The organism is Mammaliicoccus sp. Dog046, from assembly GCF_034039665.1.
Classification (GTDB): domain Bacteria; phylum Bacillota; class Bacilli; order Staphylococcales; family Staphylococcaceae; genus Mammaliicoccus.
This window is the reverse complement of the sequence record NZ_CP120131.1, coordinates 1,031,829-1,051,806: the sequence shown is the minus strand read 5'-3', so window position 1 is coordinate 1,051,806 and position 19,978 is coordinate 1,031,829. Positions and strand designations below refer to the sequence as shown.

The window sequence follows — 19,978 nt, the reverse complement described above, 5'->3', positions numbered from 1 at the left end:
GAACATAAAATGGAACAAAATCAACCAAATTATGATTTATTAAATAGACAATTAGATGGCCTATTATCTGGTGAACAAGATTTCATCGCTAACTTAAGTAATACGTCAGCATTTATTAATCAATTTTTACCTAATATCAACTGGGTAGGATTTTATCTTATTAAAAACGATGCTTTAAAACTTGGACCGTTTCAAGGATTACCTGCTTGTGTAGATATTGAAATTGGAAAAGGTGTATGTGGTACTGCAGTATCTAAGAAAGAAACGCAACTTGTCGCAGATGTGAATGCATTCCCAGGACACATCGCATGTGACGCAAACAGTCAATCTGAAATTGTTGTACCTGTTTATTATAACAATGAAATTATTGCAGTGTTAGATATTGATGCACCTATTAAGTCTAGATTTAATAGTGAAGATCAAGAAGGATTGGAACAACTCGTTAAAACATTAGAGAATCATATTCATCTTTAAATTACAAATTGACATCTTTAGATCCAAACTGTATAATAGCCTTTGTGTGAATTAACGGAAGTAGCAGTTAAATATTGTAAGGCTCTATGTTATTCCCAGAGAAGGTGTGTTGTGTAACCGCGGCTGCAAGGTGAAGACACAAAAATATAACATATCCATATGAGCATTTAACATTGTTTCTTGTTTCTTCATAACATTCAAACAAGAAAAAGGAGGAACTTCAAATGGCAAGATTTAGAGGTTCAAACTGGAAAAAATCACGTCGTTTAGGTATTTCATTAAGCGGCACAGGTAAAGAATTAGAAAAACGTCCTTACGTACCAGGTCAACATGGTCCTACTCAACGTAAAAAATTATCTGAGTACGGTCAACAATTACAAGAGAAACAAAAATTACGTTTCATGTACGGAATCAACGAACGTCAATTCCGCACTATCTTTGAAAAAGCTGGTAACATGAAAGGTGTTCACGGCGACAACTTTATGGCACTATTAGCTTCTCGTTTAGATGCAGTAGTTTACCAATTAGGTTTAGCTCGTACACGTCGTCAAGCACGTCAATTAGTTAACCACGGTCATATCACTGTAGATGGCGCTCGCGTAGATATCCCATCTTACACATTAAAAGCTGGTCAAACTATTGGTGTTCGTGAAAAATCACAAAAATTAAACATCGTATTAGAATCAGTTGAAATTAGTCATCACGTTCCTGACTACTTAACATTCGATGCTGACAAATTAGAAGGTACTTTCGTACGCGTTCCAGAACGTAGCGAATTATCTGCTGAAATCAATGAACAACTTATCGTTGAGTACTACTCTCGTTAATATCATTGTAATGAAATCCCCTTTCCTTTTAGGATTGGGGATTTTTTATTTATCATTTATTCAATTTCCTCTAATAAATTAACCGCATCCGTAATTAAACCATCCACACCCATCTTAAGTAATTTATCCATCGATGCTTTATCATTTACTGTATATGGCAAGACCTTTAATTGATATGCATGTGCATGATCAATCATTTTACTTGTAGTAATCGTATAATTAGGATTGAAATACTGTGCATATTCACTTATTTCTTCTATTGCATGTTTACTGATAAATCTGTTTCGTTTACTTAATAATACACCGAGTTCTATCGTTTTATTTATATCTCTAATCTTCTTCATGCTGGTTTTATTGAATGACTGTATGATCACTTGTTCTTCACGTAAACCATTCGCTTTAATTTCATCTAACACTTCTTGTTCTATACCTTCATAACGCTCTGGTTTTTTTATTTCAATTAACAATTTAACTTCATAAGATTGAATCAATTTAAGAACATCTCGAAATAAAGGTATCCTTTCACCTACAAATGCTTCACCTTTCCATTTACCTACATCATATTCAAGTAACTCATCATAAGTTAACGCTGCAACCTCTCCGTTCTTTAGAGCTGTTCTATCAGTCGTTGGATCATGAATTACGACTAATTGGTCATCTTTCGTACGATGAACGTCGATTTCTAACATATCTATATTGAATTGCAATGCATATTTAAATGATGCCATCGTATTCTCCGGAACTTGCGTTGGTACACCTCTATGCGCCACTTTTAAAAAAGTACGTTTGTTATTATTCAGATTCATTGTCTACTCCTTAATAATCCGTCATACTATAGATTATAACCAAATATTTTTTATAAAAGGAAGGATAATGAATATGACAACACATATATTTGATTTAAAAGGAACATGGACGAAAGGGAGAAATACTTCAGGACACATTACAACAAAAAATTTATCAACACGTGTTTCAATCCCAGAAGTTATGGATGGTCCAGAAATCGGTACAAACCCTGATGAAATGTTATTAGGTGCAGCTTCAACTTGTTATATGATAACTTTAGCAGCAATGATTGAGAGATCAGACATCGATATTGAAAGAATCGAAGTAAATTCTAAAGGTCATGTTGAAGTAGAAAATGAAGTAATTACTTATAAAAAAATAGAACACTTCCCTGTTATTTTTTTACAAGAAGAACCAGATGAAAATACATTAAAAACATTAAACCGATTTGTACAAAAATCAGAAGAATCATGTATGATTACACGTGCATTAGCTGGAAATGTCGAAGTTGTGGCAGATGGTGAAATAAGATTTTAAAATGAAAGCGTTTTAATCAGAATTTTCAATATATTCACTATTATTTTACTATTTTATTTGCTACAATATAGAACATAAATTCAGTTAAGGAGTGTATATAAATATGTATCAACACGATTCTTTATTACTCGCACCAGGTCCTACGACTGTCCCTAGGGAGATTTTGGAAAGTATGAATCTTCCTATGACAGGTCATAGAACTAAGGAATTTAGTCAAATCATTCATCAAGCATCAAGAGATCTACAAACTATCTTTGGAGCTAAACATCCTGTAGCTATTCTTACTTCGTCAGGAACAAGTGCTTTAGAAGCAGCAATGGTCAACACAGTTAATCCAGATGATCATATTGTAATTATTGTATCTGGAGCATTTGGCGATAGGTTTAGAAAAATAGCTTCTTCCTACCCTTTCAATGCACATATTTTTGAAGTTGAATGGGGTAAAGGTGTCGATTTAGAAGAATTCGAAGCATATTTAAAATCACTTAATGTAGATATTAAAGCCGTATTTACACAATTTTGTGAGACTTCAACTTCAGTTAAACATCCTATCCACGATTTAGGACAATTAGTTAAAAACTTTAACCCGGACATTTATTTCGTTGTAGATGGTGTAAGTATCATCGGTGCAGTTGAAGTAGACATGGAAAATGACCAAATCGATGTATTAGTATCTGGTAGTCAAAAAGCAATCATGTTACCACCAGGTGCTGCGTTCGTTGCATATAACGACAGAGCGATAGAACGATTTAAAGAAGTTAAAACGTCTAGATTCTATTTAGATTTAAATAAATACATAACTTCATTAAACGATGATTCTACTCCATTTACACCTGCCGTTTCACTTATTCGTGGTGTTCAAGCATACTGTGATTTAATTTCTGAAGAGAAATTCGAAAATACGATTAAACGTCACGAAGTATGTAAAGAAGCAGTTAGAGAAAGTTTAAAAGCTTTAGATATAGACTTATTAGTTGAAGATCAATTCGCTTCACCTACTGTTACTGCTTTTGTACCTAAAAAAGAAGAAGTTAAACAAATTAAAGATGACCTACTTCAAAGGTTTAATATTACAATTGCTGGTGGACAACAACACCTTAAAGGCACAATTCTTAGAGTTGGACATATGGGTAAAGTATCCCCAAATGACATGTTGCAATTTGTTAGTGCATTAGAAATTATTTTATCAGAATTACGCGGTCAATCTGTACTCGGTAAAGGTGTATCTAAATTCCAGGAGGTAGTCAATCAATATGTTTAAAGTAATCGTAGTTGATCCAATATCAGAAGAAGGTTTAAAAAGTTTACACGACCATCAAGATTTTCAAATTGATGTAAATACGGATTTAAGTCAATCAGAGTTAATCAATATTATTGGTGACTATGATGCCCTTATTGTACGAAGCCAAACACAAATCACACCACCTGTTCTTGATGCAGCGAAGAACTTACGCGTTGTAGCTCGTGCCGGTGTAGGTGTTGATAATATAGATGTCGACCATGCGACTAAACAAGGTATATTAGTCATTAATGCGCCTGATGGAAATACAATTTCTGCTACTGAACATTCAATGGCAATGATCTTAGCGATGGCACGAAACATACCTGAGGCACATCGTTCTTTACAAGAAGGTAAATGGGATAGAAAAACATATCGCGGTACTGAATTATACCAAAAAACACTTGGTGTTATCGGTGCAGGCCGAATCGGTTTAGGTGTTGCTAAACGTGCCCAAAGTTTCGGCATGAATATATTAGCATTTGACCCTTACCTATCAAGCGATGATGCACAACGTTTAGATGTAACAAGAGCAACTGTTGAAGAAATAGCTGAACAAGCTGACTTCATCACTGTACATACACCTCTTACACCTAAGACAAAAGGATTAGTTGGAGAAGAGTTCTTCAATCTTGCTAAACCAAACTTACAAATCATTAATGTTGCACGTGGTGGTATCATAGACGAAGAAGCACTCATCAATGCATTAGATGAAGGTAAAATTGCTAAAGCAGCGCTTGATGTATTTACAGAAGAGCCAGCTAACAATACACCACTTACACAGCACGACAAAATCATCGTTACGCCACACTTAGGTGCATCAACTATTGAAGCACAAGAAAAAGTAGCCGTGTCTGTAGCAAATGAAATTATTGATATTTTTGAAAATAATAATGTATTACACGCAGTAAACGCACCACAAATGTCTGGTGAAGTTGAAGCGGAATTAAAACCATTCGTTGAATTGAGTAGAACAACTGGTGAAGTTGGTATTCAATTATTCGAAAAAGGACCAAGAGAATTGAAAATTAAGTATCATGGTGATATCGCCTTAGATGATACAAGTTTAATTACAAGACAATTGGTTAAAGGTGTATTGCAACAAGATTTAGGCGATCACGTTAATATCATTAACGCATTAGTGTTATTAAACGAACAAGGTGTCACTTATCAAATCGAAAAAAATAGTAAAAAACACGGTTTCAGTAACTACATCGAATTAGAATTAGTAAATAAAGAACATTCTATTAAGATTGGTTCAACTGTATTAAATGGATATGGTCCAAGAATTGTACGTATTAATGACTATCCAGTAGATTTCAAACCAGAAAAGCATATGCTTTTAATAAACCATAATGACCAACCAGGTATTGTCGGTAAAATGGGACAAATCTTAGGAGAACATAATATTAATATTGCATCAATGCACTTAGGACGACATTCAATTGGCGGCGAAGCATTAATGGTACTTTCAATTGATGATGAACCAACAGAAGAAACAATCGAAGATTTATTTAACATTGATGGTTTCCAAAGCATTAAAAAAGTAGAACTTAATCAATCACTATAATAATAGATGCCCCACGCAAAGACTTGATCTCTTGCGTGGGGTTTTATTTATGATTTGAAATAATAAAAGGGAGTGGGACAGAAATCTATTTTATATAAAAAGATTTCGTAGTCTCGCCCCGGCAAGGATGACTAGAGTTGAAAAAAGCTTGATACAAACTCATTTTTAACTCAGTCATCTACTGCCAAGATACTGAAAAAACACCCCTAAAGTTGAATTTTTAGGTTCAACTTTAGGGGTGCACTTCAACATATGTTATGTCCCAGCCTCTTATCGACTTTATAATAATACTTTTCTTATTTCTAATACATTATCTACGATATAGTTCGCATCGTAATCTTCTAACTCAGCTCTTGCTGATTGACCTTTTAATCCTGTCAGAGTACCGATGAATGTTGCACCCGTTTTTTTAGCGCTTAATAAATCTGCTAATGAATCTCCGACGATGAAAATATCTTCATTTTTAAAAATATCTTCTTGATTCTTAATATAAGTTAAGTAATTCTCAGCGTCGTTTCCTCCATTTGCTATAAGATAACTAAATGGATTTGGTTTGCCTAATGGTTTGAATTCAGGATAAGTTGTTTCAGCTTCAAGCACTTCTGAAGCAGTACCAATATGGAATTCGTCGAACTGTTTTAACCACCCTATCGTTTCAAATGGCACTAATGTTTCAGTTCTCGGTCTACCCGTAGCAATTCCGATTTGATAGCCTGCTTGTTTTAAATCTTCAAGTAATTGTGTTACTTCATCAACATCCGCTAACACAACTTCTTCTTTAATATATCCATTTTTAAATTGAGTTCTCGGTGTTTTATGTTCAACCTCTTCGTATAAATCTTTTCCTAAGTACCATTCTTGATACACTTCTTGTGCGATATCCCAGAATTTACTTTTAAGTTCGAATATAGAAGCATCTTCAAGATTAAGTTCTGCTTTCGCAAAAGCAATTAAATCTTGATAAATATTTTCTTTACCAGATGTTGCTTGAGATAAAAATTGAAGCGGCGTTTCAAAATTAATTTTTGCGCCATCTATATGATTAGCAAATGCTTTTAAAGTCGATTCGCTGAAACGATCCTTACTTAAATCTAAATCAGACACATTTGCCTTTTTAAGTAATTCAATTAAATGTGTGCTAGCAACAATGAAAAGCATATCCCAATTTGAATTTAAGCCTAGTGACTTTAATTGATTCAGAATCTTATCATTGATAAAAATGTCTTTTCTAATTTGTTCTATGTCATTTTCTTTTAACTCATTTAAGTTGATAGAACCATCTAAATTTAGGAATAATTCACTATGTAACAATTCATAAACCGTTAATGCTGATACATCAAAACATCTTTCTTCACTTAAAAATACGCCATCTACATCAAACAATACTTGTTTCATCATATGCCTCCATTTGTTAGAACATTCTGATTATAATTTTAGCATATATTACATAGGATTACAGTATGAATAGCAGAACTATCAAATGTAAACGTTTTAAAAATCGACTTCGATAAACTCGTAGTTTGATTCGAAAGTTAATCTACGAATTGGACGATCTCGTCGCTTAATTCGGAAGTTAATCTACGACTTGGGGCATCTCGTCGCTTAATTCAGGAGTTAATCTACGACTTGGACGATCTCGTCGCTTAATTCAGGAGTTAATCTACGACTTTGGGGAACTCGTCGCTTAATTCAGGAGTTAATCTACGAATTGAGGCATCTCGTCGCTTAATTCTAAAGTTAATCTACGACTTTGGACGATCTCGTCGCTTAATTCGGAAGTTAATCTAAGACTTTGGGGAACTCGTCGCTTAATTCTAAAGTTAATCTACGACTTGACCCTTCTCTTGGATTAACTCCAACGTTAACTCACGACTCACACTTTCTATGACAATCCATCCACCAACTCTATACAAAAAAGCCTAGAAGTTTTATCTTCTAGGCTCTCACTTATCTTATTTATCTCTTTTTAACTTGCTCAGCGATATAAGTTACTTCTTCTTGTAATTTATTCGTTCTTTCTTCAAGTAATTCCATTACTTTAGCGATTTTTTCACTTTTCTTTAATTCTTTTGGAAATTCATTCGGATCAATTGGTTCTCCAAATTTAATAAATGACTTTTCTCTAAATGTAAATATTGATTTTACTTCTTTTGGTCCTTCAAACGCTGCTGGAACAATTGGTTTATTACTTAATACTGCAATTGTTGCTGCACCTCTTTTTAATGGTGCTTCTCCTGTTGCCGCGCGTTGACCGGATGGGAATATTCCAACACTCTTACCTTGATTCAATAATTTCACTGGTATCTTCAATGTACTTGGGCCTGGTTTCTCTCTATCTACTGGAAATGCGTTTAATGAATGGAAAAACTTATTAGACCAATCTTTAGAAAATAATTCTTTCTTTGCCATATAATTTATTTCTGTTGGATATAAACTTAAAGCGAGCATAATAACTTCTACATAACCCGTATGTGTGCATGTAACAATATAAGGTTCTTCGGGAACTTTTTCTTTATTTATAGTTACGATTTGCTTACCGAATTTTTGAAAAACATTATGTAATAATGAACTTGCGAATTTATACATTTAATAACCACTCTCTTCTTAATGATATACATATTTTATCACTCTCATAGTTGTGTCACAAGTTATCATACAAAAAATTGTAACATTTAGAAAACATCATATTATTGGCATTTTCTCTTAATATCTATAATAATTATTTTATGTATTGTATTAAGGAGGCATTTAATGAATATGAATCAAAACGGAGAAAACCAGCATTCAACATTTAATGAATCGACTTCAAATAATTTTTATTATAAGAAGAAAAACAAAATTCCTTGGTATCAAAGTTGTCTTATCCCCTTTTTATCCGGTATATTAGGTACCGTTCTCGTCTTAGCATTATATTTTGGGGGCACTAAGATTATTGATGTATTTGGATCAAATAATGATGATGCAAAGGTTACGAAAGCGCCAGCAAATGAGAAAGGTGGAAATATTAAAGATAATTTATCTAGTAATCAATCTGTCTCAAGCATGATTAAAGGTGTATCTCCTTCAATCGTTGGTGTAATCAACAAACAAAAAGCGAGTGGCATTGAATCTTTCTTTAGTGATAAAGACTCAAATGAATCACAAGAAACAGGTACTGGTACTGGCGTCATTTATCAAACTGATAAAAATAGTACATATATCGTAACGAATAATCACGTTATCGAAGGTGCAAGTGAAATTGAAGTTCGACTTCATAATGATAAATCTGTAAAAGCACATCTCGTTGGTAGAGATGTTATGACTGACTTAGCCGTTTTAAAAATAGAAGGCAATTATAATATCAAACCTATTAAATTTGCAGATTCGTCAAAAGTTAAAGCCGGAGAAACTGTATTCGCACTTGGTAATCCACTAGGTGTAGAATTTGCTAACAGTGTAACTCAAGGTATCATTTCTTCTGAAGAAAGAACAATGAATGTTGAGACATCAGAAGGTGCGACTGAGGCAACTGTAATTCAAACAGATGCAGCAATTAACCCTGGTAATTCTGGTGGTGCACTTGTTGATTTAAATGGTAACTTAATTGGTATCAATTCAATGAAAATATCAAGACCTGATGTTGAAGGTATTGGATTTGCTATACCAAGTAATGAAGTTGATAACATTATTAAAGATATAATGAGTGACGGAAAGGTTACGAGACCTTATATTGGTATCGGCATGATTTCAATTGAAGATATCCCGAATGAGTATAAGAAAGAATTAAACTTAACTGAAGACAAAGGTGTTTACGTTTCTGAAGTCGATCGAAAAGCAAATAATGGCTTGAAGAAAGAAGACGTCATTACTGAAATCGATGGCAAAAAAGTACATTCCGTTTCTGATATTAAGAATTATTTATACAACAAGAAAAAACCTGGTGATAAATTAACGCTTAAAATCGTTAGAAATGGTAAAACTCAAACCGAGAAAATCACACTTAAAGAACAAAGTTAAAAGCACAAAAATAAGAGTCTCAAGTATTTGCAATTGAATACTTGAGACTCTTTTTTAAAATTGGATTAGAAACCTCTGCCTGCGCCGCCGCCGGAAAATCCGCCGCCACCGCCAAAGCCGCCACCTCCGGAGAATCCTCCACCAAAACCACCTGATGAAGATCCTCCAGATATATATGGCCCGGCCATTCCACGTCTTCTACCTCTTCTACTTCCACCTTTAGGAGGTTTACCCCCACCTTTGAAGAAGTAAATAATAAAGTAGAAAATGATTAAAATTAAGAATATGATAAATGGTCCTTTACCCAGTCCACTACTTTGTGGTTCTTTTTCAGTAAACTTCTTTCCATCATATCCGTAACTGTCTGCAATTTCATCCCAAACTGCATTATATAGCGCTGTTAATCCTTCGCTATAGTACATTTTGGCTTGTTTTGCATCTTTCGCGTTGGCTGCTTTTTTCTGGTATGGCATAAAGTGTTCATCAATCAATGCACCTACTTTTGAATCATTGAGCACACCTTCTAAACCATCACCAACAGCGATTTCTATACCACGATTATTATATTCATTACCATTATCCATATTAAGTAGAATAACGATACCTCTATTATGCTTTTGGTCGCCGACTTTATAATGTCGACCCGCTTCTAAAGCATAATCTTGTCGAGGTGTTTGACCGACAGATTTCATAGTCATTAATAAAATATCTGCATCCGTACCTGATTGTAGCTTCTGCCCTTTTTTATTAATTTTATCTTTATCTGCTTGATTCATTAACTTTGCATGATCTTGAACAAACACAGGTTGTTCAAGTTTAGGGAATTTCGCTTCTGCCGCTTGTGCTGTAGAACTTAGTGAAATTAAACTTACGATTAGCAAGATGCAAAATCGTTTAACCCCTTGTTTCATTAAGACTCATCTCCACCGAAATCTACTTTTGGTGCATCTTTAGCCCCATCTTTAGCTTGAAAATACTCTTTCTTATCAAAATTAAATAGTCCTGCTACTATACTTGATGGGAATCGTCTAGTTGATTGATTATATTCATTAATTGATTCGTTATAATCTTTTCTAGCAACTGCAATACGATTTTCAGTACCCGCAAGTTCATCTCTTAATCCTGTGAATTGTTTATCTGCTTTTAAATCAGGATATTTTTCACTTATTGCTAATAAACGGCTTAATGCGCTGTTCACTTCACCATTTGCTTCTGCTTTATCTTGTGGTGTTTGCGCGCCAGATAATTTGCTTCGCGCATCTGCTACATCTTTAAATACTTTTTCTTCATGCTTTGTGTAACCTTTAACTGTATCGACTAAATTAGGAATTAAGTCTACACGTCTTTGTAATTGATTATCAATGTTTGATAATGACTCATCAGACTTTTCTTCCAAGCCAACAAGCCTGTTATATGGTCCAATCATTAATAGACCGATAACAGCAATTACAGCTACAACTGCAATAATTGGTCCTAAATATTTCTTCATTCTAAGTCTTCCTTTCTGTGACAACATTGTATATCTTAATTATACATGATTGACTCTGACTTTTCTTAAGAGAACTTAACCATTGTATATTTTTTCTTACCTCTTCTTACAATTGTAAATTCGTCATCAATTTTGTCATCTGAAGTAATTTCATGGTTTACATCTTGGATACGTTCACCATTTAAGTAAATTGCACCATTATTAATGTCTTCTCTCGCTTGTCTCTTAGAAGGAGAAACACCTGCTTCAATAATGAAATCAACAAGTTGAACTGTTTCTGGATTAACTTGAATAGTTGGTACATCTTTAAATCCTGCTTCAATTTCAGCTTTAGTTAAAGATTTAATATCACCTTTGAATAATGCGTCTGTAATTCTTTTAGCTTCTTCAACCGCTTCTTCACCGTGAATAAAACCAACCATTTCTTCTGCAAGAACTTTTTGCGCTTCTCTTAAATGTGGCGCTTCTTCAACAGTTTTCTCTAATCGTTCAATTTCTTCTTTATCTAAGAATGTAAAGAATTTCAAGTATTTGATTACGTCTGCATCTTGCGCATTAATCCAAAATTGGTATAACTCATAAGCAGATGTTTTACTTCTATCTAACCAAACTGTACCTGATTCTGATTTACCAAATTTTTTGCCATCAGCTTTTGTAACAAGAGGAATAGTAAAGCCATATGCTTCTGTATCTCCATTCATTCTTCTCATTAAATCAAGTCCAGTCGTAATGTTACCCCACTGATCAGACCCACCAATTTGCATTTTACAATCGTAATTTTTATTCAAGTAACCAAAATCGATTGCTTGTAATATCATGTACGTAAATTCAGTGTATGAGATCCCTGTTTCTAAACGTGTCTTAACCGAATCTTTCGCTAACATGTAATTCACACCAACATGTTTTGCGTAGTCTCTTAAGAATGAAATTAAATCAATTTCTTTTAACCAGTCTTTATTATTTACAAGAATTGCAGCGTCTTCACCTTCAAAATCAAAAATCTTGTGCATTTGATTCATTAATCCATTAACGTTTGCTTCAACTTGCTCGTCAGTTTGTAATTGTCTCTCGTCAGAACGACCAGATGGATCACCAATCATCCCTGTGCCTCCACCTACTAAAACGATTGGTGTATGACCATGATTTTGGAATCTTCTTAAAGTTAAGTAAGGTAATAAATGACCGATATGTAAACTATCAGCCGTTGGGTCCGCACCACAATAAATTTTAACTGATTCTCTATTTAATAATGCTTCAATTTCAGCTTCATCTGTTTGTTGATAAATTAACCCTCTCCATTTTAAATCCTCTAAAAGTGCATTTGCCATAATTTTTTCCTCCTCAAAAATTTAAATATAAAAAAGCACCCTCACATAAAAATGTAAGGGTGCTTGAATACACGGTACCACCATACTTATGATGTTAAAAACATCATCGCTCATTAATGTTACGTACATTAAAAACGCAGAACTTCTATACAAGGTGTATTCATCATTATCACTTTATCAGTTCGCAGCACCACTGACTCTCTTAAAAAGTAAATAACCATTACTTCTCCTCTAGTTCTTACCATATGTAATTATTTACAAAGTATAAGGCTTACTTTTTTAAAAGTCAACACTATGTAATTATGTTATAATAGCTATGATTAGATTGGAGGTAAAAATTTGAGTTCAAATCAGTCTAAAAATAAATTCAAAGATCAATTTAATCGTTCAAGTAAGAAAGTAAAAGATACTTTTAAAGAAACAAAATGGTCTCCAAGATTAATATTCCATACAACTTACAATGTGATAAGCAATTTATTCTTTATTATTGTTTTTATAAGTTGCCTATTACTCGCATTAGGTTTGGGTATTGGTGGCGGATACTTTGCAGGACTTGTCAAAGATGAAAAAGTGATGTCTAAAAAGGAAATTAAGCAACAACTTTATTCAATGACCGAAAGTACATCTGTTTATTTTGGTTCTGGAGAGTCACTTGGTCGATTAAAAAGTGATGTCCAAAGGGATGTTATCAAAGGAAGCGATATGAGTGATAATGTTAAAAATGCACTGATATCAACAGAAGATGAAGATTTTTATAAACATAACGGAATTGTACCTAAAGCATTCATACGAGCTTCCGTACAAGAAGTGCTTGGAACACCAAATTCATCTGGTGGGAGTACATTAACGCAACAACTCGTTAAAAACCAACTACTTACGAATGAAACTTCATTCGAACGTAAAGCAAAAGAAATGCTGCTTTCAATGAGAGTTGAGAAAAATTTATCTAAAGATGAAATCATTACAAGCTATCTCAATGTCGTTTCATTTGGCCGTAATTCAAATGGTTCAAACATTGCAGGTATCGAATCAGCTGCTCAAGGTGTATTTGGTAAATCAGCTAAAGATTTAAATGTTGCACAATCAGCATATCTTGCAGGATTACCACAAAACCCTTACACATATACGCCTTTCCTTCCTAACGGTGATCTAAAGGATGATGATTCATTACAATATGGCTTCAATAGACAACATTATGTATTAAAACGTATGTATCAAGAAGAAAAAATTGATAAAAAGACATACAAAGATGCATTAAAATTTGATTTAAAGAAATCATTTGTTGAAAAAATTGAAGAGCCAAATCAAAAATATCCTTACTTAACCGAAGAAGTAGAAAAACGTACGATCGATATACTTAAGTATCATTTAGCGAAAGAGGATAATATATCTAAGAACGAATTAGATCAAACGCCTGTGCTAATGACTAAATATACCGAAAAGGCTAGCAAAGCAATGCGTAATGAAGGTTATCGAGTTGATACAACAATCGATAAAGATATGTACGATAAGTTGCAAGATGTCAAAAATAATTCAAGTCACTATTCTACGGATAGAGAAGCTTCCTATACCAATAGTGAAGGTAAACAAGATACGAAAGACTTCCAACATGAAGTTGGTGCACTATTAAAAGAAAATGAATCAGGTAAAATACTAGCCTTTGTAGGTGGTAGAGATTATGAAAAATCTCAAATCAACCATGCAACAGCAGCTAAACGTTCACCAGGTTCAACAATGAAACCATTGTTAACTTATGCGCCAGCATTTGAACATGGTTTAATCACACCAAACACAGCATTACTTGATAAGAAGTTTGATTATCTTGGGTATTCACCTGACAACTATGACAGAAGAGAATTTGGTCCAGTAACTGCTGACTATGCATTAAGAAATTCATTGAACTTAAGTACCCTACGCCTATACAGTAATGTTCAAGATTATAAGCCATGGGAGAACTTAAATAAGATGGGTATGAATGTACCTAAAGATATTCAAGATGGATTAGCACTTACATTGGGTACAGCAGACTTTACATTAGAACAAGATGTTAATGGTTATAGTACACTCGCTAATAAAGGTGAATATAATGACAGTTACATGATTAACTCCATTAAATCACGTGATGGTAAAGTTATTTATCAACATAAGAAAGATCCAAAACGTATATTTAGCGAATCTACAACATATTTAACAACAAGTATCTTAAAAGGTGTCCTCGATGATGGTTCAGGTTACCAAATCAAGAATTCATTTGACGGTAACTGGGCTGGTAAAACAGGTACATCTCAAGATGCGAAAGACAGTTTATTTGTTGGATATACACCTAAAGTAACACTTGGTATTTGGATGGGTTATGATCAACCAATTTCATTTGATGAAGAAAATCACTATCAATTGTATATGTGGAGAGATATGGTTAATGCCCTTTCTACGACAGATAGAGAAAAATTAGGCTACGATAGTGACTTTACGAAACCAAGTACAGTATCTGAAGATACAGTTTGTCAATATACAAACTCAACAAATGGTTGTAGTAAAGATGAATCTAAAGCATCTTCTACATTAATATCTGATAAATTAGATACTTCTCAAAAAGATATTAAATCAGACTATGTACTAAAACGACTTGGTCAAGGTATCGATCCTAATACATCATCAAAAGTAAAACCAAAAGAAAAAGTTGCTAAAAATTCTAAAGAAGCTTGGTCTTATAAATCAAGTAGCAACGATTCGAAAAGTAAGCCATCCAGTGGTACAAGTACAGCACCACCTGGCTAACGAACATTAAAACTAAATATTTTCAATAACAAATCGGGCTGATGAGAAATATTATTCTCATCAGCCCGATTTTTTTAATTTCAGTATCCTCTAATGTTGCTTGTCGACCTCCACTTGCAATTTTCAATTTCCCAATGTTGCTTGTCGACCTCCACTTGCAATGTTCAGCGCCCCAATGTTGCTTGTCAGCCTCCACTTGCAATGTTCAGCGCCCCAATGTTGCTTGTCAGCCTCCACTTGCAATGTTCAGCGCCCCAATGTTGCATGTCGACCTCCACTTGCAATGTTCGATGCTACTCTAGCTCTATTTTCCTGTAAAATACCTTCTAACGAGATTGTTTTCACTTTCTATCTCGTTAGATTTTTTAACAGGATTGTTTCCTAGAACTATCTCGTTAGCCATATATCTCAAGCATTTTCCCACTAACTCCTGCGCAAAATGTATGCACATAAAAATTGCCAACAAAGTATATAACTTTATCGGCAATCTGAAACTGTATTTATATTTTATTCTAGAACAATCCTTCAACTGACCCGTCTTCTTTAACATCCATATTTAATGCTGCCGGTTTCTTAGGTAAACCTGGCATAGTCATAATGTCTCCTGTTAATGCGACGATAAATCCAGCACCTGTTCTAGGTGATAATTCTCTAATCGTAATATCAAAGTCTTGTGGTGCGCCTAATTGCTTAGGATCATCTGTAAATGAATATTGTGTTTTAGCCATACATACTGGATACTTATCCCAACCATTTTCTTTTATTGTTTTAAGTTGTTTCGTAGCAGCATCACTAAATGTTACTGATTTCCCACCATATACCTTTTGTACAATTGTTTTGATTTTATCTTCTATAGGCAGTTCTAAATCATAAAGATGTTCGAATTGTTGTGGTTCATCTAGTACTTTTAATACTTCTTCAGCTAGTGCCACACCACCTTTGCCGCCTTTCTCCCAAACTTCTGTTAACGCGACTCTAACACCATTTTTCTTACACCAATCTAACACAAATTGTACTTCTGCATCTGTATCATGTATAAATGCATTGATTGCAACGACTGGTTCTACACCAAATTGTTTAATGTTATGTACGTGTCTTTCTAAATTGACGATACCTTTCTCCACTGCTTGAACATTCTCTTGTTGTAACGATTGCTTGTCCACGCCACCGTGCATTTTCAAGGCTCTTATTGTCACAACGATAACTACAGCACTTGGATCAAACCCTGCTTTTCTCGTTTTAATATTTAAAAATTTCTCAGCACCTAAATCTGAACCAAATCCACTTTCAGTAACGACAATATCAGCTAATTTTCTAGCAGTATTCGTAGCTATAATTGAATTGCATCCGTGTGCAATATTCGCAAATGGTCCACCGTGAACTAAAGCTGGTGTTCCTTCAATTGTTTGAACGATATTTGGCTTAATTGCATCTTTAAGTATGAGTGTTAACGCACCCTCTACTTTTAAGTCTCTTACTGTAACTGGTTTTTTATCTACAGTATAACCAACCGTAATGTTCGCTAAATTTTCCTTTAAATCTTTAATGTCATTTGATAAGCAAAATACAGCCATGATTTCTGACGCAACTGTAATATCAAATCCGTCTTCTCTAGGAACACCTCTCATTGGTCCACCTAGTCCTACAACGACTTGTCTAAGTTCTCTATCATTCATATCCAATACACGTTTCCATGTAACACGACGTGAATCTATATTCAATTCATTTCCTTGATAAATATGGTTATCAATAAAAGCTGAAAGTGCATTGTTTGCTGTTGTTATCGCATGTAAATCACCATTAAAATGTAAATTAATTTCTTCCATTGGCAATACTTGAGCATAACCACCACCTGTTGCGCCACCTTTCATACCAAAAACAGGACCAAGAGATGGTTCTCGCAAAGCAACCATAACATTCTGTTTTAATTGGTTAAACGCATCTGCTAATCCAACTGTAACTGTGGATTTACCTTCTCCAGCTGGTGTTGGACTTAATGCAGTCACTAAAACAACTTTTCCTTTTTCTTTTACATTTTGTAATTTTGTAATATCAACTTTTCCTTTATAATGCCCATAAGGTTCTAGTGCATCATGAGGTATACCTACCTTTTCCGCGATTTCTCCTATAGGTTTTAAAGTACTTTGTTTTGCAATTTCTAAATCTGATAAATGACTCAATATTGTTCACTCCTTAAATTTATATCACAAATGATGTGTCACTATTACATAACCCAACAACTTTAGAATATACAACTCTATGAGAATTGTCGATACATTATATGTAAATATCAGCAAATAATTTAACCGCTTTCATAAAAGATGTAAAAAAAGGCTAAAATCTCATTTAATATAAGATTTCAGCCTCCTCCTTTAACATTATCATATGTTTTGTTTAATCATTTTTAGTCTTCTAAAGTAGATAAATCTCCAGCTGGTAAATCTAATTCCCAAGCTTTTAAGACACGTCTCATAATTTTACCTGAACGTGTTTTAGGTAATTTATCTTTGAACTCAATTTCACGAGGTGCTGCATGTGCCGCTAATCCCTCTTTAACGAATTTACGAATTTCTTCTTTTAATTCATCTGATGGTTCATATCCAGATCTTACTGCGATAAATGCTTTAATAATTTCTCCTCTTACAGGGTCAGGCTTACCAATAACACCCGCTTCTGCAACAGCAGGATGCTCAACTAATTTAGATTCCACTTCAAATGGTCCTACACGTTCACCGGCAGTCATGATTACATCATCAACTCTACCTTGGAACCAATAGTAACCATCTTCATCTTTATAAGCTGAATCACCTGAAACATACCATTCATCATTGATGAAATATGAATCAAATTTAGGTTGATTATTCCAAATGGTTCTCATCATTGATGGCCATCCTTTTTTCAATGCTAAATTACCCATTCTATTTGCTGGGAGTTCATTACCTTGATCATCCACAATTGCTGCTTCAATCCCTGGTAATGGTTTACCCATAGATCCAGCTCTAATATCCATTGAAGGATAATTAACAATCATATGTCCACCAGTTTCAGTCATCCACCATGTGTCATGTACACGATGTTCAAATACTTGATGTGCCCATTTAATTACTTCTGGATTCAATGGCTCACCAACAGATAATACATGTCTTAATGATGATAAATCATATTTTTCAACGATATCATCACCAGCACCCATTAACATTCTAAGTGCTGTTGGCGCTGTATACCAAACTGTAACATTATAAGTTTGAATAAAGTCATACCATCCTTCAGGAGAAAAACGTCCACCTGCGATACAATTTGTTACACCATTTAACCATGGGCTAAATATACCGTATGATGTCCCCGTTACCCAACCTGGATCGGCAGTACACCAATAAACGTCATCTTCTTTAAAGTCTAATACATACTTACCTGAAATATAATGTACAAGCATAGCTTCTTGAACATGTAGTACACCTTTAGGTTGACCAGTAGATCCTGAAGTGTAATGTAAGATTAAACCATCTTCTTTATCTAACCATTCAATATCAAATTGCTCACTCGCACTTTCATATTGTTTATTAAAATCTATATATTCTTCGCTTACTTCATCATCAACGATAACGATATGTTCTAAATTTGGCAGTTCATCTTTAGGTATTCTTCCAACTAAATCATTCGTTGTGATGATGACTTTCGCTTCACTGTTTTCTAGTCTATCTTTCACTGCTTTTTCCATAAAGGCTTCAAATAATGGTCCAACGATTGCACCGATTTTCAATGTGCCCAATAATGCAAAGTACAATTCTGGCGTTCTTGGCATAAATATAAATACTCTATCGCCCTTTTCTACTTTCGCATCATTCTTTAAAACATTTGCGGCTTTATTACTTGCGAGCTGTAAATCTTTAAACGTATAACTATCTTGTCGATTTGCATCTTTATAATGTAATGCGGTCTTGTCCCCTTTACCATCGTCAACATGTCGATCTATACATTCATAGGCCATATTAATCTTGCCAGTTTCACTCCAACTGAATGCTTTTTCAATGTCTTCCCAACTATGATCTTTTACTGCGTCCTCATAGTTTGGAAGGTTATAGTTTTCGTTTAGCGCTTCGTATAATTCGACTTTCATTTAAATCTCCCCTTTTAAATAATGTAATCGTTTTCCTATAAAGCCTAATTCCATTATAATATAAGTATACGATACTTTTCAAAAAAATTTGATTATTCAAAATAAACTTTGCAATTTAAGGATAGCATACTTTATGAGAGGAGGTACAATGTTGAATTACAAAAAGACATTTATCACTGAGGAGATTACATATTCAAATGATGTAACAATCACAATTGAAGGCCCAGTTGATGCTCACACTTTGAGGCAAATGACTTTTGATGAAGGACTGAATAGTTTCCGAGTCCCTGAAGAACAATTCGAGGCAATCATAGAAATCGCTGAGTTACCTGAAGGAAGAATTATTGTTGCTCGTATTGATAATCATATCATTGGATATACAACATATTTGTACCCTGACCCACTTGAACGTTGGTCAGATGGTAACTTACCGTACATTCTAGAGTTAGGCGCCATAGAACTTTCATTAAATTACCGTAAATATGGTTTAGGAAACAAGATGTTAAAACTTGCGATGCAAGCACCTGAAATGGAAGATTTCATCGTCATTACAACCGAATACTATTGGCATTGGGATTTGAAAAATAGCGGTCTCGATGTATATGAATATCAAAAAATCATGCATAAAATGATGGCCAAAGGTGGACTTGAAGTATTTGCTACAGATGATCCAGAAATCATCAGTCATCCAGCAAACAGTTTAATGGCCAGAATTGGTAAAAATATTACACAAGAACAAATGGAAGCTTTTGATCAATTAAGATTTATGAATCGATTTTTCTTTTAGGAGGTTAAAT

Annotated in this window: 16 protein-coding genes; 8 read left to right on the top strand and 8 right to left on the bottom strand. The window is 34.1% G+C overall.

Annotation, left to right across the window (positions count from 1 at the left end):
- The first annotated feature begins 9 nt into the window (after positions 1–9).
- Together P3U32_RS05340 and rpsD are read left to right on the top strand one after the other, a co-directional pair.
- Complete coding sequence (locus tag P3U32_RS05340; RefSeq protein WP_323704576.1) at positions 10–474, top strand: GAF domain-containing protein; 465 nt, start codon at positions 10–12, stop codon at positions 472–474.
- A 224-nt stretch (positions 475–698) separates the two neighbouring features.
- On the top strand, positions 699–1,301 hold the full coding sequence (rpsD, locus tag P3U32_RS05335; protein ID WP_323704575.1) for a 30S ribosomal protein S4: 603 nt from the start codon (positions 699–701) through the stop codon (positions 1,299–1,301).
- Positions 1,302–1,357: 56 nt separating this feature from the next.
- Here rpsD and P3U32_RS05330 read toward each other — a convergent pair whose 3' ends face one another.
- A complete protein-coding gene (locus P3U32_RS05330; RefSeq protein ID WP_323704574.1) occupies positions 1,358–2,107 on the bottom strand; it encodes a glycerophosphodiester phosphodiesterase in 750 nt (249 codons plus the stop codon).
- Between the two features lie 73 nt (positions 2,108–2,180).
- Between P3U32_RS05330 and P3U32_RS05325 the strand changes: the two genes are divergently transcribed.
- From P3U32_RS05325 to serA, 3 genes are all read left to right on the top strand, one after another.
- Positions 2,181–2,624 (top strand): SACOL1771 family peroxiredoxin, encoded by a 444-nt coding sequence (locus P3U32_RS05325; protein ID WP_323704573.1) that lies wholly within the window; start codon positions 2,181–2,183, stop codon positions 2,622–2,624.
- Between the two features lie 103 nt (positions 2,625–2,727).
- Entirely contained in the window at positions 2,728–3,885 is a 1,158-nt protein-coding gene (locus P3U32_RS05320; RefSeq protein WP_323704572.1) for a pyridoxal-phosphate-dependent aminotransferase family protein, read from the top strand.
- Positions 3,878–5,473, top strand: a complete 1,596-nt coding sequence (gene serA, locus P3U32_RS05315) for a phosphoglycerate dehydrogenase (protein ID WP_323704571.1) — start codon at positions 3,878–3,880, stop codon at positions 5,471–5,473. The genes P3U32_RS05320 and serA overlap by 8 nt, the downstream gene beginning before the upstream one ends.
- A 279-nt stretch (positions 5,474–5,752) precedes the next feature.
- On the opposite strand, the gene P3U32_RS05310 is transcribed toward serA, so the two are convergent.
- Positions 5,753–6,868 carry an HAD family hydrolase gene (locus tag P3U32_RS05310; RefSeq protein WP_323704570.1) on the bottom strand — a complete coding sequence of 372 codons (1,116 nt, stop codon included), beginning with the start codon at positions 6,866–6,868 and terminating at the stop codon, positions 5,753–5,755.
- A 561-nt stretch (positions 6,869–7,429) separates the two neighbouring features.
- Positions 7,430–8,059: a lysophospholipid acyltransferase family protein gene (locus tag P3U32_RS05305; protein ID WP_323704569.1), complete on the bottom strand. Its 630-nt coding sequence runs from the start codon at positions 8,057–8,059 to the stop codon at positions 7,430–7,432.
- Positions 8,060–8,230: 171 nt separating this feature from the next.
- Between P3U32_RS05305 and P3U32_RS05300 the strand changes: the two genes are divergently transcribed.
- Positions 8,231–9,469, top strand: coding sequence for a S1C family serine protease (locus P3U32_RS05300; RefSeq protein WP_416361243.1), 1,239 nt, complete (start codon positions 8,231–8,233; stop codon positions 9,467–9,469).
- A gap of 65 nt (positions 9,470–9,534) precedes the next feature.
- Here P3U32_RS05300 and P3U32_RS05295 read toward each other — a convergent pair whose 3' ends face one another.
- The 3 genes from P3U32_RS05295 to tyrS form a co-directional block, all read right to left on the bottom strand.
- The gene (locus tag P3U32_RS05295) at positions 9,535–10,380 is read right to left on the bottom strand and encodes a TPM domain-containing protein (protein WP_323704567.1); all 846 of its coding nucleotides are present in this window, start codon (positions 10,378–10,380) and stop codon (positions 9,535–9,537) included.
- Entirely contained in the window at positions 10,380–10,958 is a 579-nt protein-coding gene (locus P3U32_RS05290) for a LemA family protein (protein ID WP_323704566.1), read from the bottom strand. Before P3U32_RS05290 ends, P3U32_RS05295 begins: the two co-directional genes overlap by 1 nt.
- A 65-nt stretch (positions 10,959–11,023) precedes the next feature.
- Positions 11,024–12,286 (bottom strand): tyrosine--tRNA ligase, encoded by a 1,263-nt coding sequence (gene tyrS, locus P3U32_RS05285; RefSeq protein ID WP_323704565.1) that lies wholly within the window; start codon positions 12,284–12,286, stop codon positions 11,024–11,026.
- 339 nt (positions 12,287–12,625) lie between these two features.
- Here tyrS and P3U32_RS05280 point away from each other — a divergent pair, with 339 nt between their 5' ends.
- Positions 12,626–15,064 (top strand): transglycosylase domain-containing protein, encoded by a 2,439-nt coding sequence (locus P3U32_RS05280; RefSeq protein ID WP_323704563.1) that lies wholly within the window; start codon positions 12,626–12,628, stop codon positions 15,062–15,064.
- 512 nt (positions 15,065–15,576) lie between these two features.
- On the opposite strand, the gene P3U32_RS05275 is transcribed toward P3U32_RS05280, so the two are convergent.
- Both P3U32_RS05275 and acsA read right to left on the bottom strand, forming a co-directional pair.
- Entirely contained in the window at positions 15,577–17,244 is a 1,668-nt protein-coding gene (locus tag P3U32_RS05275) for a formate--tetrahydrofolate ligase (protein WP_323704562.1), read from the bottom strand.
- A 224-nt stretch (positions 17,245–17,468) separates the two neighbouring features.
- Complete coding sequence (gene acsA / locus P3U32_RS05270; protein ID WP_323704561.1) at positions 17,469–19,181, bottom strand: acetate--CoA ligase; 1,713 nt, start codon at positions 19,179–19,181, stop codon at positions 17,469–17,471.
- Positions 19,182–19,332: 151 nt separating this feature from the next.
- Between acsA and P3U32_RS05265 the strand changes: the two genes are divergently transcribed.
- Complete coding sequence (locus tag P3U32_RS05265) at positions 19,333–19,968, top strand: GNAT family N-acetyltransferase (RefSeq protein ID WP_323704843.1); 636 nt, start codon at positions 19,333–19,335, stop codon at positions 19,966–19,968.
- Positions 19,969–19,978: the final 10 nt, after the last annotated feature.